This is a genomic window from Blattabacterium clevelandi (assembly GCF_003268615.1).
Classification (GTDB): domain Bacteria; phylum Bacteroidota; class Bacteroidia; order Flavobacteriales; family Blattabacteriaceae; genus Blattabacterium; species Blattabacterium clevelandi.
Genome location: NZ_CP029844.1, coordinates 45265 through 66460 on the forward strand (window position 1 = coordinate 45265; position 21196 = coordinate 66460).

Annotated in this window: 18 protein-coding genes, 1 tRNA gene and 1 pseudogene; 8 read left to right on the top strand and 12 right to left on the bottom strand. The window is 22.4% G+C overall.

Features of this window, described 5'->3' with window-relative positions:
• The 3 genes from pheT to DM817_RS00245 all read right to left on the bottom strand — a co-directional run bounded on the left by pheT (position 1) and on the right by DM817_RS00245 (position 3315).
• Entirely contained in the window at positions 1-2079 is a 2079-nt protein-coding gene (gene pheT, locus DM817_RS00235; protein ID WP_113738083.1) for a phenylalanine--tRNA ligase subunit beta, read from the bottom strand.
• Complete coding sequence (dnaN, locus tag DM817_RS00240) at positions 2076-3218, bottom strand: DNA polymerase III subunit beta (protein ID WP_113738084.1); 1143 nt, start codon at positions 3216-3218, stop codon at positions 2076-2078. The genes pheT and dnaN overlap by 4 nt, the downstream gene beginning before the upstream one ends.
• A 23-nt stretch (positions 3219-3241) precedes the next feature.
• A tRNA-Met gene (locus DM817_RS00245) sits at positions 3242-3315 on the bottom strand.
• A gap of 103 nt (positions 3316-3418) precedes the next feature.
• Here DM817_RS00245 and pdxH point away from each other — a divergent pair.
• Positions 3419-4084, top strand: coding sequence for a pyridoxamine 5'-phosphate oxidase (gene pdxH, locus DM817_RS00250; protein ID WP_113738085.1), 666 nt, complete (start codon positions 3419-3421; stop codon positions 4082-4084).
• 50 nt (positions 4085-4134) lie between these two features.
• Here pdxH and DM817_RS00255 read toward each other — a convergent pair whose 3' ends face one another.
• Positions 4135-4401, bottom strand: a complete 267-nt coding sequence (locus tag DM817_RS00255) for an HU family DNA-binding protein (protein WP_113738086.1) — start codon at positions 4399-4401, stop codon at positions 4135-4137.
• 102 nt (positions 4402-4503) lie between these two features.
• The gene (gene fmt / locus DM817_RS00260) at positions 4504-5460 is read right to left on the bottom strand and encodes a methionyl-tRNA formyltransferase (protein WP_113738087.1); all 957 of its coding nucleotides are present in this window, start codon (positions 5458-5460) and stop codon (positions 4504-4506) included.
• A gap of 157 nt (positions 5461-5617) precedes the next feature.
• Here fmt and DM817_RS00265 point away from each other — a divergent pair, with 157 nt between their 5' ends.
• From DM817_RS00265 to DM817_RS00275, 3 genes are all read left to right on the top strand, one after another.
• Positions 5618-5851, top strand: a complete 234-nt coding sequence (locus tag DM817_RS00265) for a DUF2795 domain-containing protein (RefSeq protein ID WP_014246008.1) — start codon at positions 5618-5620, stop codon at positions 5849-5851.
• 29 nt (positions 5852-5880) lie between these two features.
• Positions 5881-9165 carry a preprotein translocase subunit SecA gene (gene secA, locus DM817_RS00270; RefSeq protein WP_113738088.1) on the top strand — a complete coding sequence of 1095 codons (3285 nt, stop codon included), beginning with the start codon at positions 5881-5883 and terminating at the stop codon, positions 9163-9165.
• A gap of 128 nt (positions 9166-9293) precedes the next feature.
• Positions 9294-9779, top strand: coding sequence for a SanA/YdcF family protein (locus DM817_RS00275; protein ID WP_262509746.1), 486 nt, complete (start codon positions 9294-9296; stop codon positions 9777-9779).
• Here the strand turns inward: DM817_RS00275 and menD are convergent.
• Genes menD through prfB form a run of 6 tightly spaced genes read right to left on the bottom strand, consistent with a single transcriptional unit; the run spans position 9776 to position 16303 of the window.
• Positions 9776-11458: a 2-succinyl-5-enolpyruvyl-6-hydroxy-3-cyclohexene-1-carboxylic-acid synthase gene (gene menD, locus DM817_RS00280; RefSeq protein ID WP_113738090.1), complete on the bottom strand. Its 1683-nt coding sequence runs from the start codon at positions 11456-11458 to the stop codon at positions 9776-9778. The two genes, DM817_RS00275 and menD, sit on opposite strands and share 4 nt — an antisense overlap.
• Before the next feature lie 11 nt (positions 11459-11469).
• The gene (locus DM817_RS00285) at positions 11470-12204 is read right to left on the bottom strand and encodes a beta-ketoacyl-ACP reductase (protein ID WP_113738091.1); all 735 of its coding nucleotides are present in this window, start codon (positions 12202-12204) and stop codon (positions 11470-11472) included.
• 9 nt (positions 12205-12213) lie between these two features.
• Positions 12214-12915 (bottom strand): (d)CMP kinase, encoded by a 702-nt coding sequence (gene cmk / locus DM817_RS00290; protein WP_113738092.1) that lies wholly within the window; start codon positions 12913-12915, stop codon positions 12214-12216.
• Positions 12912-13784: an agmatinase gene (gene speB, locus DM817_RS00295; protein WP_113738535.1), complete on the bottom strand. Its 873-nt coding sequence runs from the start codon at positions 13782-13784 to the stop codon at positions 12912-12914. The genes cmk and speB overlap by 4 nt, the downstream gene beginning before the upstream one ends.
• A gap of 14 nt (positions 13785-13798) precedes the next feature.
• On the bottom strand, positions 13799-15190 hold the full coding sequence (locus DM817_RS00300; protein WP_113738093.1) for a type III PLP-dependent enzyme domain-containing protein: 1392 nt from the start codon (positions 15188-15190) through the stop codon (positions 13799-13801).
• A 9-nt stretch (positions 15191-15199) separates the two neighbouring features.
• Positions 15200-16303, bottom strand: a complete 1104-nt coding sequence (prfB, locus tag DM817_RS00305) for a peptide chain release factor 2 (protein WP_113738094.1) — start codon at positions 16301-16303, stop codon at positions 15200-15202.
• 565 nt (positions 16304-16868) lie between these two features.
• On the opposite strand from prfB, the pseudogene DM817_RS03090 reads away from it, so the two are divergent.
• From DM817_RS03090 to era, 4 genes and pseudogenes are all read left to right on the top strand, one after another.
• A pseudogene (locus DM817_RS03090) lies at positions 16869-17634 on the top strand (AAA family ATPase); the annotation flags it as partial.
• Positions 17635-18052: 418 nt separating this feature from the next.
• A complete protein-coding gene (locus DM817_RS03080; RefSeq protein WP_317046360.1) occupies positions 18053-18148 on the top strand; it encodes a hypothetical protein in 96 nt (31 codons plus the stop codon).
• 305 nt (positions 18149-18453) lie between these two features.
• Entirely contained in the window at positions 18454-18582 is a 129-nt protein-coding gene (locus DM817_RS03085) for a hypothetical protein (RefSeq protein ID WP_317046361.1), read from the top strand.
• A 4-nt stretch (positions 18583-18586) separates the two neighbouring features.
• Positions 18587-19492 (top strand): GTPase Era, encoded by a 906-nt coding sequence (gene era / locus DM817_RS00315; RefSeq protein WP_113738095.1) that lies wholly within the window; start codon positions 18587-18589, stop codon positions 19490-19492.
• 2 nt (positions 19493-19494) lie between these two features.
• Here era and tyrS read toward each other — a convergent pair whose 3' ends face one another.
• Positions 19495-20781: a tyrosine--tRNA ligase gene (gene tyrS / locus DM817_RS00320; RefSeq protein WP_113738096.1), complete on the bottom strand. Its 1287-nt coding sequence runs from the start codon at positions 20779-20781 to the stop codon at positions 19495-19497.
• Between the last annotated feature and the right edge of the window lie 415 nt (positions 20782-21196).

The following is a 21196-nucleotide window of genomic DNA, read 5'->3' on the forward strand; positions in this document are numbered from 1 at the left end:
TTAAGATATTCCTCTAATTTTTGCTCCTAATTTATTTTTTAAAAATTTTTCTATTTTTTTCATTAAATTATTAATAATAATATCGGTTAATGTTTCATTTTTACTTTCAAAAAAAAAACTTATAGTATAAGATTTTTTTGATTTTGGTAAATTTTTTCCTTCATATAAATCACATATTTTGATTTTTTTAATTAAATTTTTTTCCATTTTTTTTATTAATTGATAAACTTTTTCAAATGGAATTCTTTTTTCAATTAATAATGATAAGTCTCTTTTTGAAGTAGGATATTTAGAATATGGAATAAAAATTATTTTTTTTTCTTGAACAATAGAAATTAAATATTCCAAATCAATTTCTGCATAGAATATTTCTATATTTTTAGATATATTTTTTTGAATTTTTCCTAATTCTACAAGATTTTTATTTTTATATTTAATGGATATATTTTCTTTAAAAAGAGGATTCATAGAGGATTCTTGAGTATAATAGTTAATTCCTATTCTTTGAAAAATTTGTTCTATAATTCCTTTTAAATAAAAAAATACATAATTTTTATTTTCTGTTATTTTTCTATTATTTTTTTCTATTTCTGATATAGCAATACTAAGACAAGTTTTTTCTAAAAATTGATGATTTTTTCTATAATAAATTTTTCCAATTTCAAAAAATTTTATATTGTGACTTCCTCTATTATAATTATACTTTATGCTATCTATTATTCCAAATAATAGAGTTGAACGCATTGAATTATAATATTTATTTATAGGGTTAATAATATTAATTGATTCTCTATCAAAAAAAGAATTTAATAAAGAAGAATCTGAATTTTGATTTCTCATAGGAGAATTTATAATTTCTTGAAATCCATAATTTACCAACTGATTAAAAATAATTTTTTGTATTTTTTCTTTTGTTTTATAACAAAAATTAGGAATTGAATAGATTTTTATTTTACTGGATTTTTTTATTTGGTTTATTCCATAAATACGCAATATTTCTTCTATTAAATCTATTTCTCTTTGTACATCTATTCGATAAGGAGGAACAAGGACTAATAATGATTTTTCATTTTCTAAAATAATTACAATTTCAAGTAATGATAAAATTTTTTTGATTTTTTTTTTACATATATTTTTTCCAATAATATCCAGAATTTTTTTATAACGAAGTTTTATTTTTAATGGAAAAATTGGATTTGGATAAATATCCACTATATCAGAACTTATTTTACATTTTATAATTTCTTTAAGAAGATATACCATTCTTTGTAAGGCATATACTGTTTGATTAGGATCTATCCCTTTTTCAAATAGAAATCTATCGTCAGTTTTGATTATATGTTTTATTCCAATAGAACGAATATCAATAGGATTAAAATATGCACTTCCTAAAAAAATATTTTTTGTTTTTATACTAATATTTGAATTATGACTATTTATAATTCCAGCTATAGATAAAGGATTTTTTGTATCAGATATAATTAAATCTTTTTCATCTAATTCTTTTATAATATTATCTTCAGATTGAAAATAAGTCTTATTTTTTGCATTTTTTATAATTATTTTTTCTCCTTTTATTTTGTCCATATCAAAAATATGTATAGGTTGACCTAATTCATGCATTACAAAATTTTTTATATCTATTACATTATTAATGGATTTGATTCCTATTGATTTTAATTGATCATTTAACCAATCTGGAGATGAATCTATTTTTATTTTAGAAAGAGCTATTCCAGAATATCTTCTGCATTTTTTTTCTTCTTCAATTAATATTGTAAAACAATATTTGTTAAGATCTTTTTTATCATTATTTATTATAGGTTTTGATAAAATAGGTTTATATCCACGATAAGTTAAAATAGCATATAAATCACGAGCGATTCCATAATGACTCATAGCATCGGAACGATTAGGTGTAATATCTATATCTAGAATAGTATCTTCTCTATTATTTTTTGTAGTAATTTTACTTACATTTTTTACCGATAATCCAATATCGGTTAATATATTCGATATTTTTTTAGAATTAAGATTAACGGAAATATATTTTTTAAGCCAATTATATGATATTCTCATATTATTACAGACATAATCAATATTAAAATTGATTCTTTTTTTTTTATATTATTAGAATAAGGTCTAATAATACCAGTTTTATTTGAATTGCACAATTCAAAACTGATAAAATTTTCATTAAAAGAAGATAATGATTCTATTAAAAATTTAGAATTAAACCCCATTTTAATATATTCACCTTGACACTTTTCATAAATAGATTTACATTGTATTTTTGAATAATTAGAAATAATGGAATCTTCTTCATAAATTTTTAATTTATTATTCTTTAAATAAAATCGAATAAAACTTATTTTTTTTTTAGAAAAAATAGAGATTCTTTTAATAGAATTTAGAAATAAAAGTCGATTAACAATGAATGATATATCTTTATTTTTAGGAATTACAGAGTTAAAATCTGGATATTTTTCATTAATTAATCTACATAAAAAAGTTTTATTTTTAAAATTAAATTTAATTATATCAATTTTTTTATATTCAATATCAACAATACTTTTTTCGTGTTCTTCATTTAAAATATTTTGAAGTATATGAAGAGATTTTTTATGTATAGTAAATTTAATGGAATAATTAAATCTAATATTATATATAGTATATTTTACCAATTTATAAGTATCCGTAGCTACAAAAGTAGATCCATATGGAGAAAAATGAAAAAAAACTCCATTCATAATGGGATTTAAATATTCATTTCCTGTTGCAAATAAAGTTTTTTTTAAAATTTTTAAAAGTATTTTTGAATATAAAATAATTTTTTTAGTTTTTTTTACTACTAAAAAAGTATTTGAATAGTTATTTATAGATTTAATTTCATTAGATATACTAGGAATAGGATAACTACCTTGTTTAGAATAAATATTAAGTATATTTTTTTCTTTTTTTATAAGAAGAGGCTCTTCAGGAAAGGTATTTAAAATATCTATCATCAATTTGGGATGAATAGCTATTTTTTCTTTTGATTTTTTTTTTACACATACTTTTATTTCTGTAGTAAGAATGTTATTTTCTGAATCTGAAATTATAATGATTAATTTTTCTTCGAAAAGTTCAAAAAGAAAATATTTTGAATTATTTTTTATAATTTTATGTAAAACACATAATTTTTGTAAAAGATAAAAACTAGAAACAAAAAAATGCATGTTATATTTTTTAAACAGAATAATAGCGTGAGGGGGAATTGAACCCCCGACCTCTGGGTTATGAATCCAACGCTCTAACCATCTGAGCTATCACGCCTTATGTTTTTAATCTAGAAAAAATCATAAATCTTATAAAAGATACCTATAAAAAATGAAAGTTAATCTATTTTTAGATTATATAATAATACATTTTTAATATTATGACTTTTGATTTAAGTGATTATAGAAAAATTTATAAAAAAAAAAATTTAATAGAATCCGATGTTCCATCGGATCCTTTAAAATTATTTCATAATTGGTTTCAAGAAGAAAAAAATATTCATAAAATACATAAAAAAATAAATGAAGAAACTAATGCTATGTCTATTTCAACTATAGGAAAAGATGGAGTTCCTGAAACTAGAATTGTTTTGTTAAAAATGTATTCTCAAGAAGGGTTTATTTTTTATACAAATTATTATAGCTTGAAAGGAAGATCTATTCAAAAAAATCCAAAAGTATGTATTTCTTTTTATTGGCCAAATACAGAAAGACAAATTATTATTCAAGGAGATGTTTTAAAATTATCAAAAAATGAATCGGATGAATATTTTTATAAAAGACCAAAAAAAAATCAAATAGGATGTTGGGCTTCTAAACAAAGTGTCATTATTCCATCTAAAGAATATTTATGTATTCAATATCAAAAATGGACTCATTTTTTTAAAATACACATGATAAAACGTCCTTTTTATTGGGGTGGATATATCGTAAAACCTTATAAAATGGAATTTTGGCAAGGACAACCTAATAGACTTCATGATAGGTTAATTTACAGTTTAGAAAAAAAACGGAATAAATGGAAATTATATCGGTTATCTCCATAAATAATAAAGAAGATAAGGTGATTATCTCACTTTATCTTCATGAAAAAAAATTACAAATTCGTTAGTTCTGCACCTATTTTAAATTTAGCAACCTTTTTTCCTGGAATAAAAATTTTTTTTCCTGTTCTAGGATTAATTCCATTTCTTGGATTCCTTTCTATAACAGAAAAGGTTCCAAATCCAACTAAGGTAACTTTATCTCCTTTTTTTAGGGATTCAATTACGGTTTCAATAAATGCATCTATAATATTTTTCGCTTTTATTTTTGTAATCCCGGTTTTTTCAGCTATTGAATTAACCAATTCTGTTTTGTTCATTATACAATTAATTTAATTTTAATTAACTATAAAACAACATTTTTATAATTAATGATAGCAAATATAATGGATAAATATGTATGACTGAGTAAAAATTTTTTGTTATCGAACAAAAATATTTTTTCTTATTTTGATTCCATTAATTAAATTTTTTATATTCATTTTTTTTTTTCCTTCTATTTGTCCTTCAATAATAGAGATAAATCCCTCTTTTACCGAAATTTTCATTTCAGATTCTGAAAAAATTACAAATCCAATTGGAAAAAAATGTATTTTTTTTATTGTTTTAACAATGAAAATTTTAAATCTAAAAAATTTTTTTTCCTCAAAAAATAAAAATGTCCATGCTGTAGGATAAGGACTAAGTCCTCGTATTTTATTATAAATAACTTCTATAGAAGTTTCTTTCCAAAAAATTCTACAATCTATAGTATATATTTTTGGAGCATATTTTAGTATTGAAAAAGATTTTTGAAATTGGGGTTTTATTTTTTTTTGAAGAATTCCTTCTAGTGTTTTTATGATCATAGATCCACTCAATTTTTTTAATTTATTTTCAAGTGTACCAGCAGTTTCTTCTTTTTTTATTTTTATTTTTTTTTGTAAAAGAATTTTTCCAGAATCAACTTGATTATTTACCATAAAAGTAGTTAATCCAGTTTGATTTTCTCCATTAATAATTGCCCAATTAATAGGAGCTGCTCCTCTATATTGAGGTAGTAAAGAAGCATGTAGATTAAAGGTTCCCATTTTTGGATACCCCCAAACTTCTTTAGGTAAAATTCTAAATGAAACTATAATTTGTATATCTGCTTTCCATATTTTTAAATTTTTTAAAAAAGAAGAATCTAGAAGATTTTTTGGTTGTAAAATAGGAATATGATTTTCTAATGCATATTTTTTAACAGATGTATTATTTATTTTATTTTTTTTATTAAAAATAGAATCAGGATTTGTAATTATTCCTACAATATTATATCGTCTAATATAAAGTTCTTTTAAAGAAAAAAGGGAAAAAGGAGTAGAACCTATAAATACAATTCTAGGAAAATTTTTCATATATAAATAATATTAAACTATTTTATTTGTAATTTAAATTCACTAATTTTATCTTGTAATACGAAATAGTTCATTTATTTTTGAAAATCAAACCTAAACAATAATTTATCAAATTTTCAAATATAATTCAAAAATAAATATCAATAGGTAATAAAATATGTATTGGACTTTAGAATTAGCTTCTCATTTAGAAGATGCTCCTTGGCCAGCTTCAAAAGATGAATTAATCGATTTTGCTATTCGAACAGGTGCTCCATTGGAAGTTGTGGAAAATCTTCAGCAGTTAGAAAATGGAGAAGGAGAAATTTTTGAATCTATAGAAGATATATGGGCAGATTATCCACGGGATGACGAAGATTTTTATTGGAATAGAGACGAATATGAACTTTAACTGAAAACTACGTTTAATTATTATAATTGATGAGTTTTTTTGGAAAAATATTAAAAAAATTATTAGGGAATAAAAATGAAAAGGACCTTCAAAAAGTTAGAAGTCTTTTGATTCATATTAAGGAGGAAGAGAAAAAAATATTATCGTTATCTGATGATGAATTAAGAAATAAAACTCAAGAATTTAAAAATATTATCAAATTATCTACGAAACAGTTTTATGAAAAAAAAGAATCTCTTATAAAAAAAGTAGAAAAAAAGTTTTGTAATATACTGACTTTAGAAGAAGTAAAATTAAATAAAGAAAAAATTAAGGAAGAATGTTATAAAGTAGAACAAAAAGTATTAATGAATCTTTTATCAAAAGCTTTTGCTGTTATTAAAGAAACTGCTAAACGTTTTAAAGAAAAAAAACAACTTATAGTAAAATTAACGGCTTTTGATGAAGAATTATCAAAAATTAAACCTTATGTTTTATTAAGCAATAATATAGCTATTTGGAAGAATAAATGGGATGCCTATGGAAAATCTGTAATCTGGGATATGGTACACTATGATGTTCAATTAATGGGTGGGATTGTCCTTCATCAAGGAAAAATTGCCGAGATGGCTACTGGAGAAGGAAAAACTTTTGTAGCTACTTTATCCGCTTATTTAAATGCTCTTTCTGGAAGAGGAGTTCATATTGTAACAGTTAATAATTATTTATCTAAAAGGGATACAAATTGGATGGCACCTTTAATGGAATTTCACGGATTAAGAGTAGAGTGTATTGATGATTATCCATCTTCTAATATTTATATGCGTAAGAAAGCTTATAAAGCAGATATTACTTATGGTACCAATAACGAATTTGGATTTGATTATTTACGTGATAATATGGTTTCTTCTAAAGAAGATTTGGTTCAAAGGGAATTAAATTACGCTATTATAGACGAAATTGATTCTGTTTTAATAGATGAGGCACGGACTCCTTTAGTTATTTCAGGTCCAGTTCATTCTCATCATGATAATAAAGAGGAATTTAAATTGTTAAAAAATAAAGTAGAATATCTTGTAAAAAAGCAAAATTTAGAAATTAAAAATTTATTTTATGAATCGAAAAATTTAATTAAATCTGGAGATAATAAATTAGGAGGATTGAAACTTTTTCAAGTATATAGAGGATTACCAAAAAAAAAATCCTTAATTAAATTTTTAAGTAAAGATAAGAATCGTTTACTTTTACAAAAAGTAGAAAGTTATTATTTACAAGATAACGGAAGAGAAATGTATAAAGTAGATAAAGATCTTTATTTTGTTATAGATGAAAAAAATAATACTGTAGAATTAACGGATAAGGGAATTGAATTTTTATCTCAAAATGTAAAAGACATCAGATTTTTTGTATTGCCTGATATTAATTTAGAAATTACTGAATTAGAAAAAAACAATTTTCCTAAAGAAAAAGAAATAAAAGAAAAAGAAAAACTTTTAAATAATTTTACAGTTAAATTACAACGTCTACATACAATCAATCAACTTCTGAAGGCTTATACTTTATTTGAAAGAGATATAGATTATGTAGTTTTAGAAGGAAAAGTAAAAATAGTGGATGAACAAACTGGTCGTATAATGGAAGGAAGACGTTATTCAGATGGAATTCATCAAGCTATTGAAGCAAAAGAAAATGTAAAAATAGAATCTTCTAGTCAAACTTTTGCAACTATTACTTTACAAAACTATTTTAGAATGTATAAAAAAATATCTGGAATGACAGGAACAGCGGAAACAGAATCCGGAGAATTTTTTCACATTTATAAATTGGATGTTATAGTTATTCCTACACATAGGAAAATACAAAGGATGGATTTACAAGATCTTGTTTTTAAAACAAAACGTGAAAAATATAATGCTATTTTAGAAAAAATTATTTATTTATCTAAATATGAAAAACGTCCCGTACTTGTTGGAACAACTTCTGTTGAAGTATCTGAGTTTCTTAGTAGAGCTTTAAAATTTAGAAAAATTAAACATAATGTTTTAAATGCAAAATTACATGATAAAGAAGCAGAAATTATAGAAAAAGCAGGACTACCTGGATCTGTAACTATAGCGACTAATATGGCTGGTAGAGGAACAGATATAAAACTTTCAAAAGAAGTTGTAAAATATGGGGGACTTTATGTTTTAGGAACTGAAAGACATGATTCTAGAAGAGTAGACAATCAATTAAGGGGACGATCTGGGCGTCAAGGGGATCCAGGAAGTTCTCAATTTTATGTATCTCTAGAGGATAATTTAATTCGTTTATTTATAGATTCAGAAAGATTATCTAAATTAATGGATCGTTTTGGACATAAAGAAGGTGATATTATCCAACATTCTTTATTGACGAAATCTATAGAAAGAGCACAAAAGAAAATAGAATATAATAATTTTAGTATTCGAAAACGTTTGTTAGATTATGATGATGTTATTAATAAACAACGAGAGTTTATTTATAAAAAGCGTAAGAATGCTTTATGTGGAAAAGATCTTAGTTTAGATATTTCTAATATGGTATATGTTTTATTGGATATTATGATACTGGTGAATAAATCTTTAAATGATTTTAAAAATTTGGAATACGAATTTTTTCAAATTTTTGGAATTGAGTTTCCTATACCAGAAAGTGAATTTTTTTTATATAAAGAACGAGATTGTATCAATAAAATTCATGATTTAATTATAAATTTTTATGAAAAAAAAAAAGAAAAAAGAATTTATCAAGAAATTTATCCTATTATATCCAATATTTTTGAAAAAAATCATATAGATTGTCAAGTTAAGATAACATTTACAGATGGTATTACTAATATTAGCTCTGAATATAGCTTAAAAGAAAGTTATCAAGATCGAGGGGTATCGTTATTATCTATATTTGAAAAAAAAACTATATTATGTTTTCTAGATGAAAAATGGAAAGAACATTTACGGGAAATGGATAATTTACGATATTCGGTACAAAATGCCGTTTTTGAACAAAAAGATCCTCTTATAGTTTACAAACAAAATGCTTTTAATTTATTTCAAGAAAGAGTTTATGAAATTAATAAAAAAATTATTTCTTTTTTTATTAAGTCTACTATCATGAAAGGTAATATTTTATGTATTCCGAAAAATAATAGGATAATAGATTTTTTTTTAAAAGGAAAAAATGGTAAAAAATTAGGGAGAAATAATAAAATTATTATCCGTCATTTAGTTACAGGAAAAACCAAAAATATTAAATTAAAACAGGTTGATTTTTTTTTGAAAAAAGGAGATTGGATTATAGAAGAGGATTTTTTTTAGTTAGAAACATTCGATTGTGTTAATTAGAAATAAAACGTATATTTTTTATTATAATTTTATTTGTAGTTTTTTTTTATTTTGGGGTTAGTTTATGTTCCATAAGAAAAAAATATGATAATATTAATGAAATTCCATATAATACATTTGGTGTTGTTTTAGGAACTTCTAAATATTTACATGGTGGGGGGATCAATGCCTATTTTAAATATAGAATAGATGCAGCTTTTTTTCTTTTCTCTCATAAAAAAATTCGTTACATTATTGTTAGTGGAGATAATAGAGAAAAAAATTATAATGAACCAAAAATGATGAAAAAAGAATTAATAAAAAAAGGAATTCCCGATTATTTTATATATGAAGACTTTTTTGGAATTAGTACTATACATTCTGTATTAAGAGTTTATAAAATTTTTAATCAAAAAAAATTTACCATTATTTCTCAAAAATTTCATAATGAAAGAGCCATATTTATTGGAAATTGTTTAGGATTAGATATCATAGGTTTTAACGCAAAAAATATTCCTTTTGATTGGAAAATACAGATTAGGGAAATTTTCGCTAGAATTAAAGCTATATTGGACATATTTTTATTTTTTTTTAAACAAAAAAATTAAGATAAATAGGATAAATATTTTTTTAGTATTTCTGCGTTATTAGATTTTTGAGTATTAATTTCTAAAAGAAAAGGTCTATCCGATTTATTCCAAAAAATATACAAACTATTTTTTAAAGAAAGGTTATCGGATACTATTTCATATTTCCAATTATGCATTTCACAAATTTTTTTTGCAGTAAAAAAATGTTTTGTTTCAAAAAAATTAAAAATTTTTTTAGAAATTTTTTTTTCTGATAAAAATCTGAAAATATTTCCTCCTCCATTGTTCATAAGTATAATACGGAAATTGTTTGGAGTATAATTGTTCCATAAAGCATTACTATCATAAAAAAAACTGATATCACCAATAATTAAAGTTACTATTTTTTTGCTTTTTACAGCATAACCTATAGCAGTAGAAACACACCCCTCTATTCCTGAAGTTCCTCTATTACAATAAGATTTAACAGAATATTTTTTTTTATCAAAAAGTTGATAATAGCGTATTATAGTACTGTTTCCTAATTGTAAAATGGAATATTTAGGAATAGATTTAAATATCAAAAATAAAACTTTAAGATCTGAAAAACTTTTTTCTTTTTTTAAAAAAAAATTATTTTTTTTTCTTCTTTTTTTTCTCAATATTTCCCATCTATATCTATAATCAGAGGATTGTAAATTATTTCCATGAAATATTTTGAAAAAAAATTCAGGTTTTATTGACCAAAAATTCGTTAGACTATAATAAGTATCTGGGTAATTTTTTATATTTTCTCCTATATGCCAATGATATATAGGTGGGTATTTTCGTAAAAAAAATTTTATTTTTTTAGATATAATATTTCCACCAATAGTTAATAAAATATTGGGTTTTAAATTTATCCATTCTTTATTTTTTATACTAAAAACAAGTTGATCTATACATGAAAAAAATAATTTTCCGTATAAATGAGATGTAGTTTCGGTAAAAATGACTATAGAAGAATCTAGACTTAATTTTTTTAAAATTTTTTCCAATTTTTTTTCTGAATGATATAATCCTAATAAAATCATTTTTTTTTTGGATTTTTTCCATATAAATTCTTCTTTTTTATAATATTTAGATTTTTCAATATAATTTATTACAGGTAAAGTTTTTATAATTTTAGGTTTTACTTGTAAAAAATTTGTAGTCTCATAAAGAGGTTCTGAAAAAGGGATATTAATATGTATAGGTTTTTTTTTAAAAATACATTTATTAATAGATTCATTGATTAATCTATCATTATACCATAATCCTAATTTAGATTCTTCTTCTGTTAATTGAATAGAAGATTCGACATGATTTTGAAAAATATTTTCTTGATCAATAGATTGTCCTTCAAGAATATCTATAATTTTTTTTGGTCTATCTGCAGTAATAAAAATAAGTGGAATATTTTGATAAAATGCTTCCGTAACTGCAGGATAATAGTTTACTACAGAAGACCCAGAAGTACAACTAAGAACTACAGGTTTTTTTATTTTTTGCGCTATTCCTAAAGCAAAAAATCCAGCACAACGCTCGTCGACAATACTATAAGTTTTGAATGAATTATGCTGTGTAAAATGGATAATTATGGGAGCATTTCTAGAACCTGGAGATATTATTATATGAAATATTGATTTTGATATTAATATTTCACCTAAACTTTGTACTATTTTTTTATTCGAATACATTTTAAAAAAAATTAAATCATTCCTCCATTAACATTAAATACGGATCCAGTAATATAATTAGATAAATCAGAAGCTAGAAATAAACTACAGTTAGCTACATCTTGAGGTATTCCAGGTCTCTTTAATGAAATTTTATTGATCCAATTTTTTTTTATTTTTAATTGAATATGCGAATTCATTTTTGTAGAAATATAGCCAGGTGCTATAACATTACAACGAATATTTTTTTTTCCTAATTCTTTAGATATTGATTTAGTAAATCCTATAATTCCTGCTTTAGATGCTGAATAATTAGATTGTCCTGAATTTCCGGTTATTCCTATGATAGAACTCATATTAATAATACTTCCATTTTTTTGTTTTATCATAGGAAATATTACATATTTGGTTAAATTAAAAATAGAATAAATATTAGTTCTAATGACTTGATCCCAATCTGTTTCCGACATTCTAAATAAAAAGTTATCTTTTATAATTCCTGCATTATTCACTAATATATCTATAACTCCAAATTTTTCTATAACTTTTTTAACTAATTCTTTTGAAGAATTTAAATTTTTAAGATCAATTTTGTATGAAACTACCGAATCTCCCAATTCATCAGATAATTTTTTAGCATTTTTATTTGAAGAAAAAAAGGTAAAAATAACCTTTGCACCATTTTTTACAAATGTTTTCACAATAGATTTTCCTATATCTCCTGATCCACCTGTAACTATGGCTATTTTTCCATTTAAAAGTTTCATATATATTTTTTATTTTTTTTGACAAAATTTAATATTTTCTATTAATTGAAGTACCATATTTAATTGTTTTTCAGTACTAATCAATGTACTATCTATTTCTATAGAATCTTTTGGTTTTTTAAGTGGAGAAATTTTTCTATATAAATCCATCATATCTCTATAAAAAATATTTTTTTTTACTTCTTCATAAGAAATTTTTTTCCCTTTTTTTTTAAGATATTCAAATCTTCTATAAGAACGAATTTCTATAGATCCTTTCATAAAAATTTTTAAATCCGATTTAGGAAATATATTAGATCCTATATCTCTCCCATCCATAACAATTCCTTGTTTATTTTCAAAATTTCTTTGTATAATTGTTAGTTTTTCTCGAATTTCTGGAATACTAGCTATTAAACTAACTTTATTAGTTACTTCTATTGATCGAATTTTAGATTGAACATTTTCTTTATTGATAAGGATATCAGTTCTATTTAATTTATTATTCCATTTAAATTGGAAATTTATATTTATCAAAAAAGGAAGAAAATTTTTTATATTCCACAAATCACTATGAAAAATTTTTTTTCTAATAGCTAATAATGTTATACTTCTATACATAGCTCCGGTATCTATATAAGTATATTTTAATTTTTTAGAAAGATTTTTAGCTAAAGTACTTTTTCCAGAAGCTGAATATCCATCTATAGCTATAATCATTTTTCGATTCATAATGGAGAATAAATTAATTCGTACTTGTATGATAATAATTTATAATAAAGTTTAACAGATAAAAAATCTGTAGAAAAATCTTTTTCATTGGGTAAAAGTTCAACAATATCAAAACCTATAATTTGTTTATTTTCAAAAACCATTTTTAAAAATTTTAAAATTTCGTACCAAAAAAAACCTCCTGGTTCTGGAGTTCCTGTAGATGGGGCTATACTTGGATCAAAAACATCTATATCTATACTTATAAATACATTTTTAGATAATCTTTGAATTGCTTTTTTCATCCATAAATCATTTTGATATATTTCATGGAAATAAAAAATATTATCATTTTGGATATACCTTTTTTCTAGTATATTCATACTTCGAATTCCTATTTGTATAATTGGATATTTTTTTGAAGCTTCATACATAGAACAAGCGTGATTATAAGGATCACCATTGTATGTAGGACGTAAATCTGTATGTGCATCCATGTGAAGAATACTCATATCAGGATATTTTTCTCCAAATGCGCGAATACTTCCTATAGATATGGAATGGACACCACCGATTAGAGTTACAAATTTTTTTTTAAAAAGATATTTTTTAGTAATATCGTATACTTTTTCTATCATTTTTTTGGAAGAAAATGAATAATTACTTATAGGAGGATAAGAAATATATATCCCTCTTTTATAAACTTCAGAATTAGTTTCTATATCATATAATTCCATATGTTCTGATGCAGATAAAAATGCTTTAGGACCTTTTTTAGACCCTTTTTTCCACGTTCCTGTATAATCATATGGTACAGGAATAAGGACAATTTTAGATTTTTCAAGAGTAGCATATTTTTTAGGAATTCCAGCAAAAGTTTTTGTTTTCATAAAAAATATTATTTTCAATAACCTAATATTTTTAATATTTCTTCATGTTTTTGTGAATAACGAAATATTTTATATACTAAGTTTTTTTTTTCGTCATAATTGATTAATATATGGATTGGTTGGGGTATGAGACAATGATGTACCCCTCCATATCCACTTATTGTATCTTGATATGCTCCAGTATTAAAAAATCCAATATAAAGCGGTTTTTTTTCACGAAAACAGGGAAGATATATCGCATTCATATGTTGTTCTGAATTATAATAATCATCACTATCACAGGTTAATCCACCTAAAAATACTCTTTCATAAGAATCATTCCAACGATTTATCGCCATCATAATAAACCGACTATTTATAGCCCAAGTATCCGGAAGAGTTGTCATAAAAGAACTATCTATCATATTCCATTTTTCTCTATCATTTTGCTTTTTTTGATTAAGTATTTTATAAATAATTCCACCACTTTCTCCTACTGTATAGGCCCCAAATTCTGTATATATATGTGGCTCTAAAATATTCTCATTTTTACAAAATTTTTTTATTTGATAAACAATTTCATTGGTTATGTATTCATAGTCGTATTTAAATGACATAGATGTTTTAATAGGGAACCCGCCTCCTATATTTAGGATATCTAATTCAGGTGCAATTTTTTTTAATTTAGCGTAAATATGTAAACATTTAAAAAGTTCATTCCAGTAATAAGAGGTATCTTTTATTCCTGTATTTATAAAAAAATGTAACATTTTTAGTACTATTTTTGAATTATTTTTTATTTTATTTAAATAAAAAATAAGAATATCTTTATATCCTATTCCTAATCGAGAAGTATAAAATTCAAATTTTGGTTCTTCTTCAGATGCAATACGTATGCCTAATTTAAATGGATAATGTATAAAAAAACTTAATTTTTCCAATTCATCATAATTATCTAATATTGGAATAGTATTGTAAAAACCATTGTTAATTAATTCTGATATATTTTTTATATAGTTATGAGTTTTAAATCCATTACAAATAATTTCAATATTTTTATTCATTTTACCTTTTTGATAAAGATTTTTAATGATTTCTATATCATAAGCATATGAAGTTTCAATGCTAATATTATTTTTTAATACTTCTTCTAATACAAAATAAAAATGAGAACTTTTTGTACAATAACAATAGGTATATTTATTTTTATATTGATTAGAATGAATTGCTTTTTTAAACCATTTTTTTGCTTTTTGTATATTTTGAGAAATTTTTGGTAAATAATTAAATTTTAATGGAGTTCCATATTTTTTAATGAGATCTATTAATGGAATTCCATGAAATTCTAAAAAATTATTTTTAATAGTAAATTCCTCTGTAGGAAAATTAAAAGTTTGATCTATAAGATCAGAATATCGAATTTTCATTAAATACAATTAATGGGTAAAAAAATTTTTAATTTTTTTGTTATATACCATAAATTTTTTTAGAAAAACATCTATTTCTCCATCCATTACGGAATTAATATTTTTAGTTTCATAACCTGTCCGTAAGTCTTTTACTAATTGATAAGGATGCATGATATAATTTCGTATTTGATATCCCCATTCTATTTTTTTTTTTTCAGATTTTATTTGATTTTTTTTTTCATTTTTTTTGTTTATTTCTATTTCAAATAATCTAGATTTTAGAAGATGCAAAGCTCTTTGTCTATTTTGTATTTGTGAACGAGATTCGGTATTTTCAATAGTAATTCCGGTTGGAATATGACGTAATCTAACTCCTGTTTCTACTTTATTGACATTTTGTCCTCCTGATCCAGAAGATCGAAAAGTTTCCCAATGAATATCAGATATTTTGATATCAATTTTTATATTTTTATCTACTGAAGGATAGACATAAACAGAAGAAAAAGAAGTATGACGTTTTGAATTATTATCAAATGGAGATATACGGATTAATCTATGTACTCCATTTTCTCCTTTTAAATATCCAAAAGCATATATTCCTTTGAATTCTAATATAATGGATTTTATTCCCGTTATATCTCCAGGAATAAGATGAATATTTTTTACAGAGTATTTTTTTTTTTCAGCCCACATAATATACATTCTCATTAGCATAGAACTCCAATCACAGCTTTCAGTTCCCCCTGCTCCAGAAGAAATTTGAAGTATAGCATTCAAATTATCTTCTTTTTCAGAAAGAAAGTTTTTTAATTCTAAATTTGATAGTAATTTTCTTGTTTTATGTAATTGAATTTGAAGATCTTTTTCCAGATTTTCTTCTTTAGAGAGGGAAAATATTAATTCTAATTCTTCTAGAGAACTTTTTAATTCAAAAAAATCTTTTATACATGTTTTCATAACATGTAAATGTTTGATCAAATTTTTAGATTCTTTATAATTACTCCAATAATTAGGATTTAAAAATTTTTTTTGTTCTTTATCAAGATATTTATTAATCTCATCAATGTTAAGAACTTTATGAATCCTGTTAATTCTTTCTGAAATAGATTGTATTTCATCCTTTATGATCATGATACTAAAATAGATTAATTTAAGGTATGGAATCCTAAAATTATTTAAAAAATAAATACAAAAATTTTTATCTGTAATTATAAAATTTAATAAATTTACTATAAAATATCAATACAAAAAATCAAAAATATTACTTTTAAAATAAATAAATATTCTATTGAAAATGCACATATTATAAAAGTTTTTTTTAGAAAAAAAAAACAATATTATTCCTTTTTTTTAAAAAAATTAAATGTCAATCATCAATGAATAATAAGAAAATTATATTCTATCTTTTGACCTTAAAGTAGGAATGAATTTTTTTTCTACTCAATATTTAAGCAATTTTTTTATACAAATGTTAAAAAAATAGAATTTTATGCAAATCTTTTAAAAGATGAATTTATTTCTATAGAACATATTTTCGGTTCGATTTTTACAAAATGGGATATAATTTATCCATTATCTATAAATCAAAAATTTATAGAAAAATATTTAAAATATGATTGAAAATATCAGAAAAAAAAGTAAAAATTTAATTTCTAAAACAGAAGAAAATACTTATAATTCTTTGAATAAATTTTCAAAAAATTTTAATGAATGGGCCAATAAAGGAAAATTAGATCCTGTTATTGGACGTGATGAAGAAATACGTAGAGTTTTACAAAGATTATCTAGAAAAAAAAAAAATAATCCTATTTTAATTGGGGACCAGGAGTTTGAAAAACTTCGATAGATGAAGGATTAACACATCGTATTATTAATGGAGATATTCCAGATAATTTAAAAAATAAAAAATTTTTTTCTTTAGATATGGGTACTATCATTGCAGGAAATAAATATATATAAAGGAGAATTTGAAGAACGTTAAAAAAATGTTCTTAAAGAAGTAATTTCTTCCAATGGAGAGATTATTTTATTTTTCGATGAAATTCATATATTGGTAAATGCCGGTGGAGGAGATGGTTATATAGATTCTGTAAATATTTTTAAACCTGCATTAGTAAGAGGAGAACTTCGTGCTATAGGAGAAATGATTTTGAATGAATATCAAAAATATTTTAAAATAGATAAAGATTTAGAAAGAAGATTTCAACAAGTATATATTGAAGAACCATCTATAACAGATTCTATATCTATTTTACGTAGTATTAAAGAAAAGTATGAAAGTTATCATAAAGTAAAAATTAAAAATAAACCTATTATTTATGCAGTATAATTATCTCAAAGTTATATTAATGAACGTTTTTTTTTTACCAGATAAATCTATTGATCTTATTAATGAAGCAGCTTCAAAAATAAGAATGGAAATCAATTCTCAAACAGAAAAATTAGATATTAGGAAAATAATGTAAATGGAAATTCAAATAGAGTCTATAAAAAAAGAAAATGATGAAAAATAATTACATAAAAGAGTGATAGGTCAAAATAAGGCTATTCAATCTATTGAAAATTCTATACGTCGTTCTAGAGATTGACTATAAAATAAAAAAAAACTATAGGATATTTTTTATTTATGAGTGGTACAGGGATTAGAAAAAGAAACGGAACTTGCTAAAACGTTAGATGAATATTTTTTTGATAATGAAAAGAATATAGTACGATATGAGTGAATATCAGTAACGTTATTCTATAATCCGACTTATTGGATCTCATTCTGTATATATAATATCGGTTATGATGAAAGTGGTCAATTAACAGAATCTATACGTAGAAGACCTTATTCAATCATTAGATGAAATAGAAAATGACCATTCTGATATATTTAATATACTTTTACAAGTATTAGATGATGGGAGATTAACAGATAATAAAAGTAGAATTATCCATGTTACAAATACAATTATTTATTATCATGACTTTTAATATAGAATCGGATATTATTCAGGAAAATTTTGATTAAGAAATATCTTTTAATCAAATGGAAAAAATTAAAAATGATTTAATAGATTTATTAAAAAATATTGTTAGACCATAATTGATTAATCGTATTGATGAAATAATTTTATTTAAACCAAAAAAGAAATTAAAGATATTGTAAAATTACAAATGAAAAAATTAGGAATTTTATTATCGAATAAAAATATTTTTATAGAAGTGACTAATAAAAAAATAATATATTTGAAAAATGTTATGATCCATATTTTGGAGATAGACCATTAAAGATATTAATTCAAAATAATATTCTAAATAATCTTTTCAAAGAAATTCTTCAAGGAAAAATCCATGATAATGATAGAATTTTAGTAGATTTTTTTAAAGAAAATGGAATTGTATTTAGACAATTAAAATCTAAATAATAAAGTGATTAATCATAAACATAAATCTGGTTTTGTTAATATTATAGGATTTCCAAATGTAGGCAAATCAACATTAATGAATTCTCTTGTAGGAGAAAATATATCTATAATCACCAATAAACCACAAACAACTCGTCATAGAATATTGGGGATAATAGATGAATATGATTACCAAATTATTTTTTCGGATACTCCTGGTATTATGATAAAACCGATTTATTCTATGCAAAAAATTATGATGAAATATGTAAAAAAATCTTTAGAAGACGCTGATATTGTTTTATTTACTACAGAAATAGGAAAATTTTATTTATTAAATAAATATTTATCTTTTTTGAATTTTCTAAAAGAGAAAAAAATTCCCATTCTTATATTAATCAATAAAATTGATAAAATTGGAGTGGTATATAGTGAAAATATATTGTATGATACGATTAATTATTGGAATAATTTTTTTCCTAATTCAGAAATATTACCAATATCTGCATTAAAAGATATAAATCAAGATTTGTTACTAAATAAAATTTTAGATTTATTATCTAAAGGACCTCCTTATTATCCTAAAGGAATTTTAAGTGATAGATCTGAACGGTTTTTTGTAAATGAAATAATTAGAGAAAAAATATTTTTAATGTATAAAAAAGAAATTCCTTATTCTGTGGAAATTTATACGGAAAAATTTAAGAATGGAAAGAATAGCATACATATAGATTCTTCTATATATGTAGAGCGTGATTCACAAAAAGGAATTTTAATTGGAAAAAAAGGAAATTCTATCAATAAATTAGGATATTTTTCTATACAAGGAATAGAGAATTTTTTTAGTAAAAAAGTATGGTTAAGATTAAATGTAAAAATATGCAAAAATTGGCGTTCAAATTATAAAAAACTAAAAAATTTTGGATATTAAAATTATTCAATTTTTATAATAAAAAACATTTTTTTTCCAAACTGAAGTAAAATATATTTTTTTTTTATTACATTTTCTTTTTTAAGAAGTATATTTTTTTTGATAATTTTTTTATTTATATAAATAGAATTTAAATTTAAAGCACGATTAGCTTCACTTTTAGATTTAAAAAGATTACTTTTTTTTAATAAATCTAATAAAAAAATTCCTTTTCTAAAATCTTTATCAGGTAAATGCATATGCGGAATATTATCGTAAAGAGAATTAAGTATATCTTCATCTAAAGATGAAAATAGATTATTTGTATATTTTTTTCCAAATAAAATATGTGAAATCTTTACTACTTTTTCATAAGATTTTTTCCCATGAACCCATTTAGTGATTTCCGATGCTAATTTTTTTTGTAATAGTCTTTTTTCTGGATTTTTTCTATGTTTTAAAATTAATTTTTCAATTTTTTTTTTGGAAAAAAAAGTATATTTTTTAATAAAATTTTCAATTTCAATATCTGAAATATTGATCCAAAATTGATAAAATTTATATGGAGAAGTTCGATTATCATCTAACCATATATTTCCTTCTTTCTTACTTTTTCCAAATTTTAATCCATCAGTTCTTGTAACTAAAGGAAAAGTAATTCCATATGCTTTTTTTCCTGTTTTTTTTTTAATAAGTTCTATTCCAGTAGTTATATTTCCCCATTGATCAGATCCCCCAACTTGTAATAAACAATTTTTTTTTTTATTTAAATAAAAAAAATCATATCCTTGTATAAGAGTATAAGTGAATTCCATGAAAGATATTCCTTTATATTTTTTATTATCTTGAATACGTTTTTTAACAGAATCTTTAGATATCATGTAATTTATAGTAAAATGTTTTCCTATATTTCTGATAAATTCTAAAAAAGAAATATTTTTTATCCAATCAAAATTATTTATAAATTCTATTTTTTTTGAATAACTATCTAATAATTTAGATAATTGTTTTTTAATAGATTCTATATTTTCTTGTAATGTTTTTTTTTTTAAAAAAATTCTTTGATCATATTTTCCTGATGGATCTCCTATAAAACCTGTTGCTCCTCCAATTAATATTAAGGATTTATGCCCCATTTTTTGAAAGTGAATTAATATAATAATTGGAAGTAAGCTACCTATATGTAAAGAATCAGATGTCGGATCGAACCCTATATATATAGTAGTAGTTTTTTTTAATTGTTTTTCTACACCAGGAACACTATTTTGTATTAACCCTCTCCAAGAGAGTTCATCAATAATATTTTTCATGTTAAAAAATTAAGGTAACTTAATAAATTTATCTTCGATCATTTTTATGAAACTTTTTTTAAAAAAAACTATAATATATAATTTTTTAACTTTTTTTTTTAGTTTTATTCATATAATATGGAATTTTTTTTTTATGAAAAAAATTTTTTTTTATTAAAAATATATATTTTTTTATTTCCTATTAGTAGTTTTTTTTTCTTTTTTTATTTGTTAACCATAAATAAAAGAACTGATTTATATATTATATTTTCAATTTTACAGTTATTTTGTGGTATTTATATATTTTTTTATTTAATTATTGAATATAATCTTTTGAATTCAATTCAAACAATTATTAATTTTATTTTTTCGTATTTTATGCTACTTTTTTTCAAGACTATAATTTTAATAAATTATCGGAATAAAAAAAGTTATT

Excerpts from the sequence above, each read along its gene's own strand:
- DM817_RS00300 (WP_113738093.1), bottom strand. The coding sequence starts at position 15,190 with ATGAAAATTCGATATTCTGATCTTATAGATCAAACTTTTAATTTTCCT.
- DM817_RS00285 (WP_113738091.1), bottom strand. The coding sequence starts at position 12,204 with ATGAAACTTTTAAATGGAAAAATAGCCATAGTTACAGGTGGATCAGGA.
- secA (WP_113738088.1), top strand. The coding sequence starts at position 5,881 with ATGAGTTTTTTTGGAAAAATATTAAAAAAATTATTAGGGAATAAAAAT.
- pdxH (WP_113738085.1), top strand. The coding sequence starts at position 3,419 with ATGACTTTTGATTTAAGTGATTATAGAAAAATTTATAAAAAAAAAAAT.
- tyrS (WP_113738096.1), bottom strand. The coding sequence starts at position 20,781 with ATGAAAAATATTATTGATGAACTCTCTTGGAGAGGGTTAATACAAAAT.
- pheT (WP_113738083.1), bottom strand. The coding sequence starts at position 2,079 with ATGAGAATATCATATAATTGGCTTAAAAAATATATTTCCGTTAATCTT.
- prfB (WP_113738094.1), bottom strand. The coding sequence starts at position 16,303 with ATGATCATAAAGGATGAAATACAATCTATTTCAGAAAGAATTAACAGG.
- dnaN (WP_113738084.1), bottom strand. The coding sequence starts at position 3,218 with ATGCATTTTTTTGTTTCTAGTTTTTATCTTTTACAAAAATTATGTGTT.
- speB (WP_113738535.1), bottom strand. The coding sequence starts at position 13,784 with ATGAAAACAAAAACTTTTGCTGGAATTCCTAAAAAATATGCTACTCTT.
- cmk (WP_113738092.1), bottom strand. The coding sequence starts at position 12,915 with ATGAATCGAAAAATGATTATAGCTATAGATGGATATTCAGCTTCTGGA.
- menD (WP_113738090.1), bottom strand. The coding sequence starts at position 11,458 with ATGTATTCGAATAAAAAAATAGTACAAAGTTTAGGTGAAATATTAATA.
- fmt (WP_113738087.1), bottom strand. The coding sequence starts at position 5,460 with ATGAAAAATTTTCCTAGAATTGTATTTATAGGTTCTACTCCTTTTTCC.
- DM817_RS00265 (WP_014246008.1), top strand. The coding sequence starts at position 5,618 with ATGTATTGGACTTTAGAATTAGCTTCTCATTTAGAAGATGCTCCTTGG.
- DM817_RS00255 (WP_113738086.1), bottom strand. The coding sequence starts at position 4,401 with ATGAACAAAACAGAATTGGTTAATTCAATAGCTGAAAAAACCGGGATT.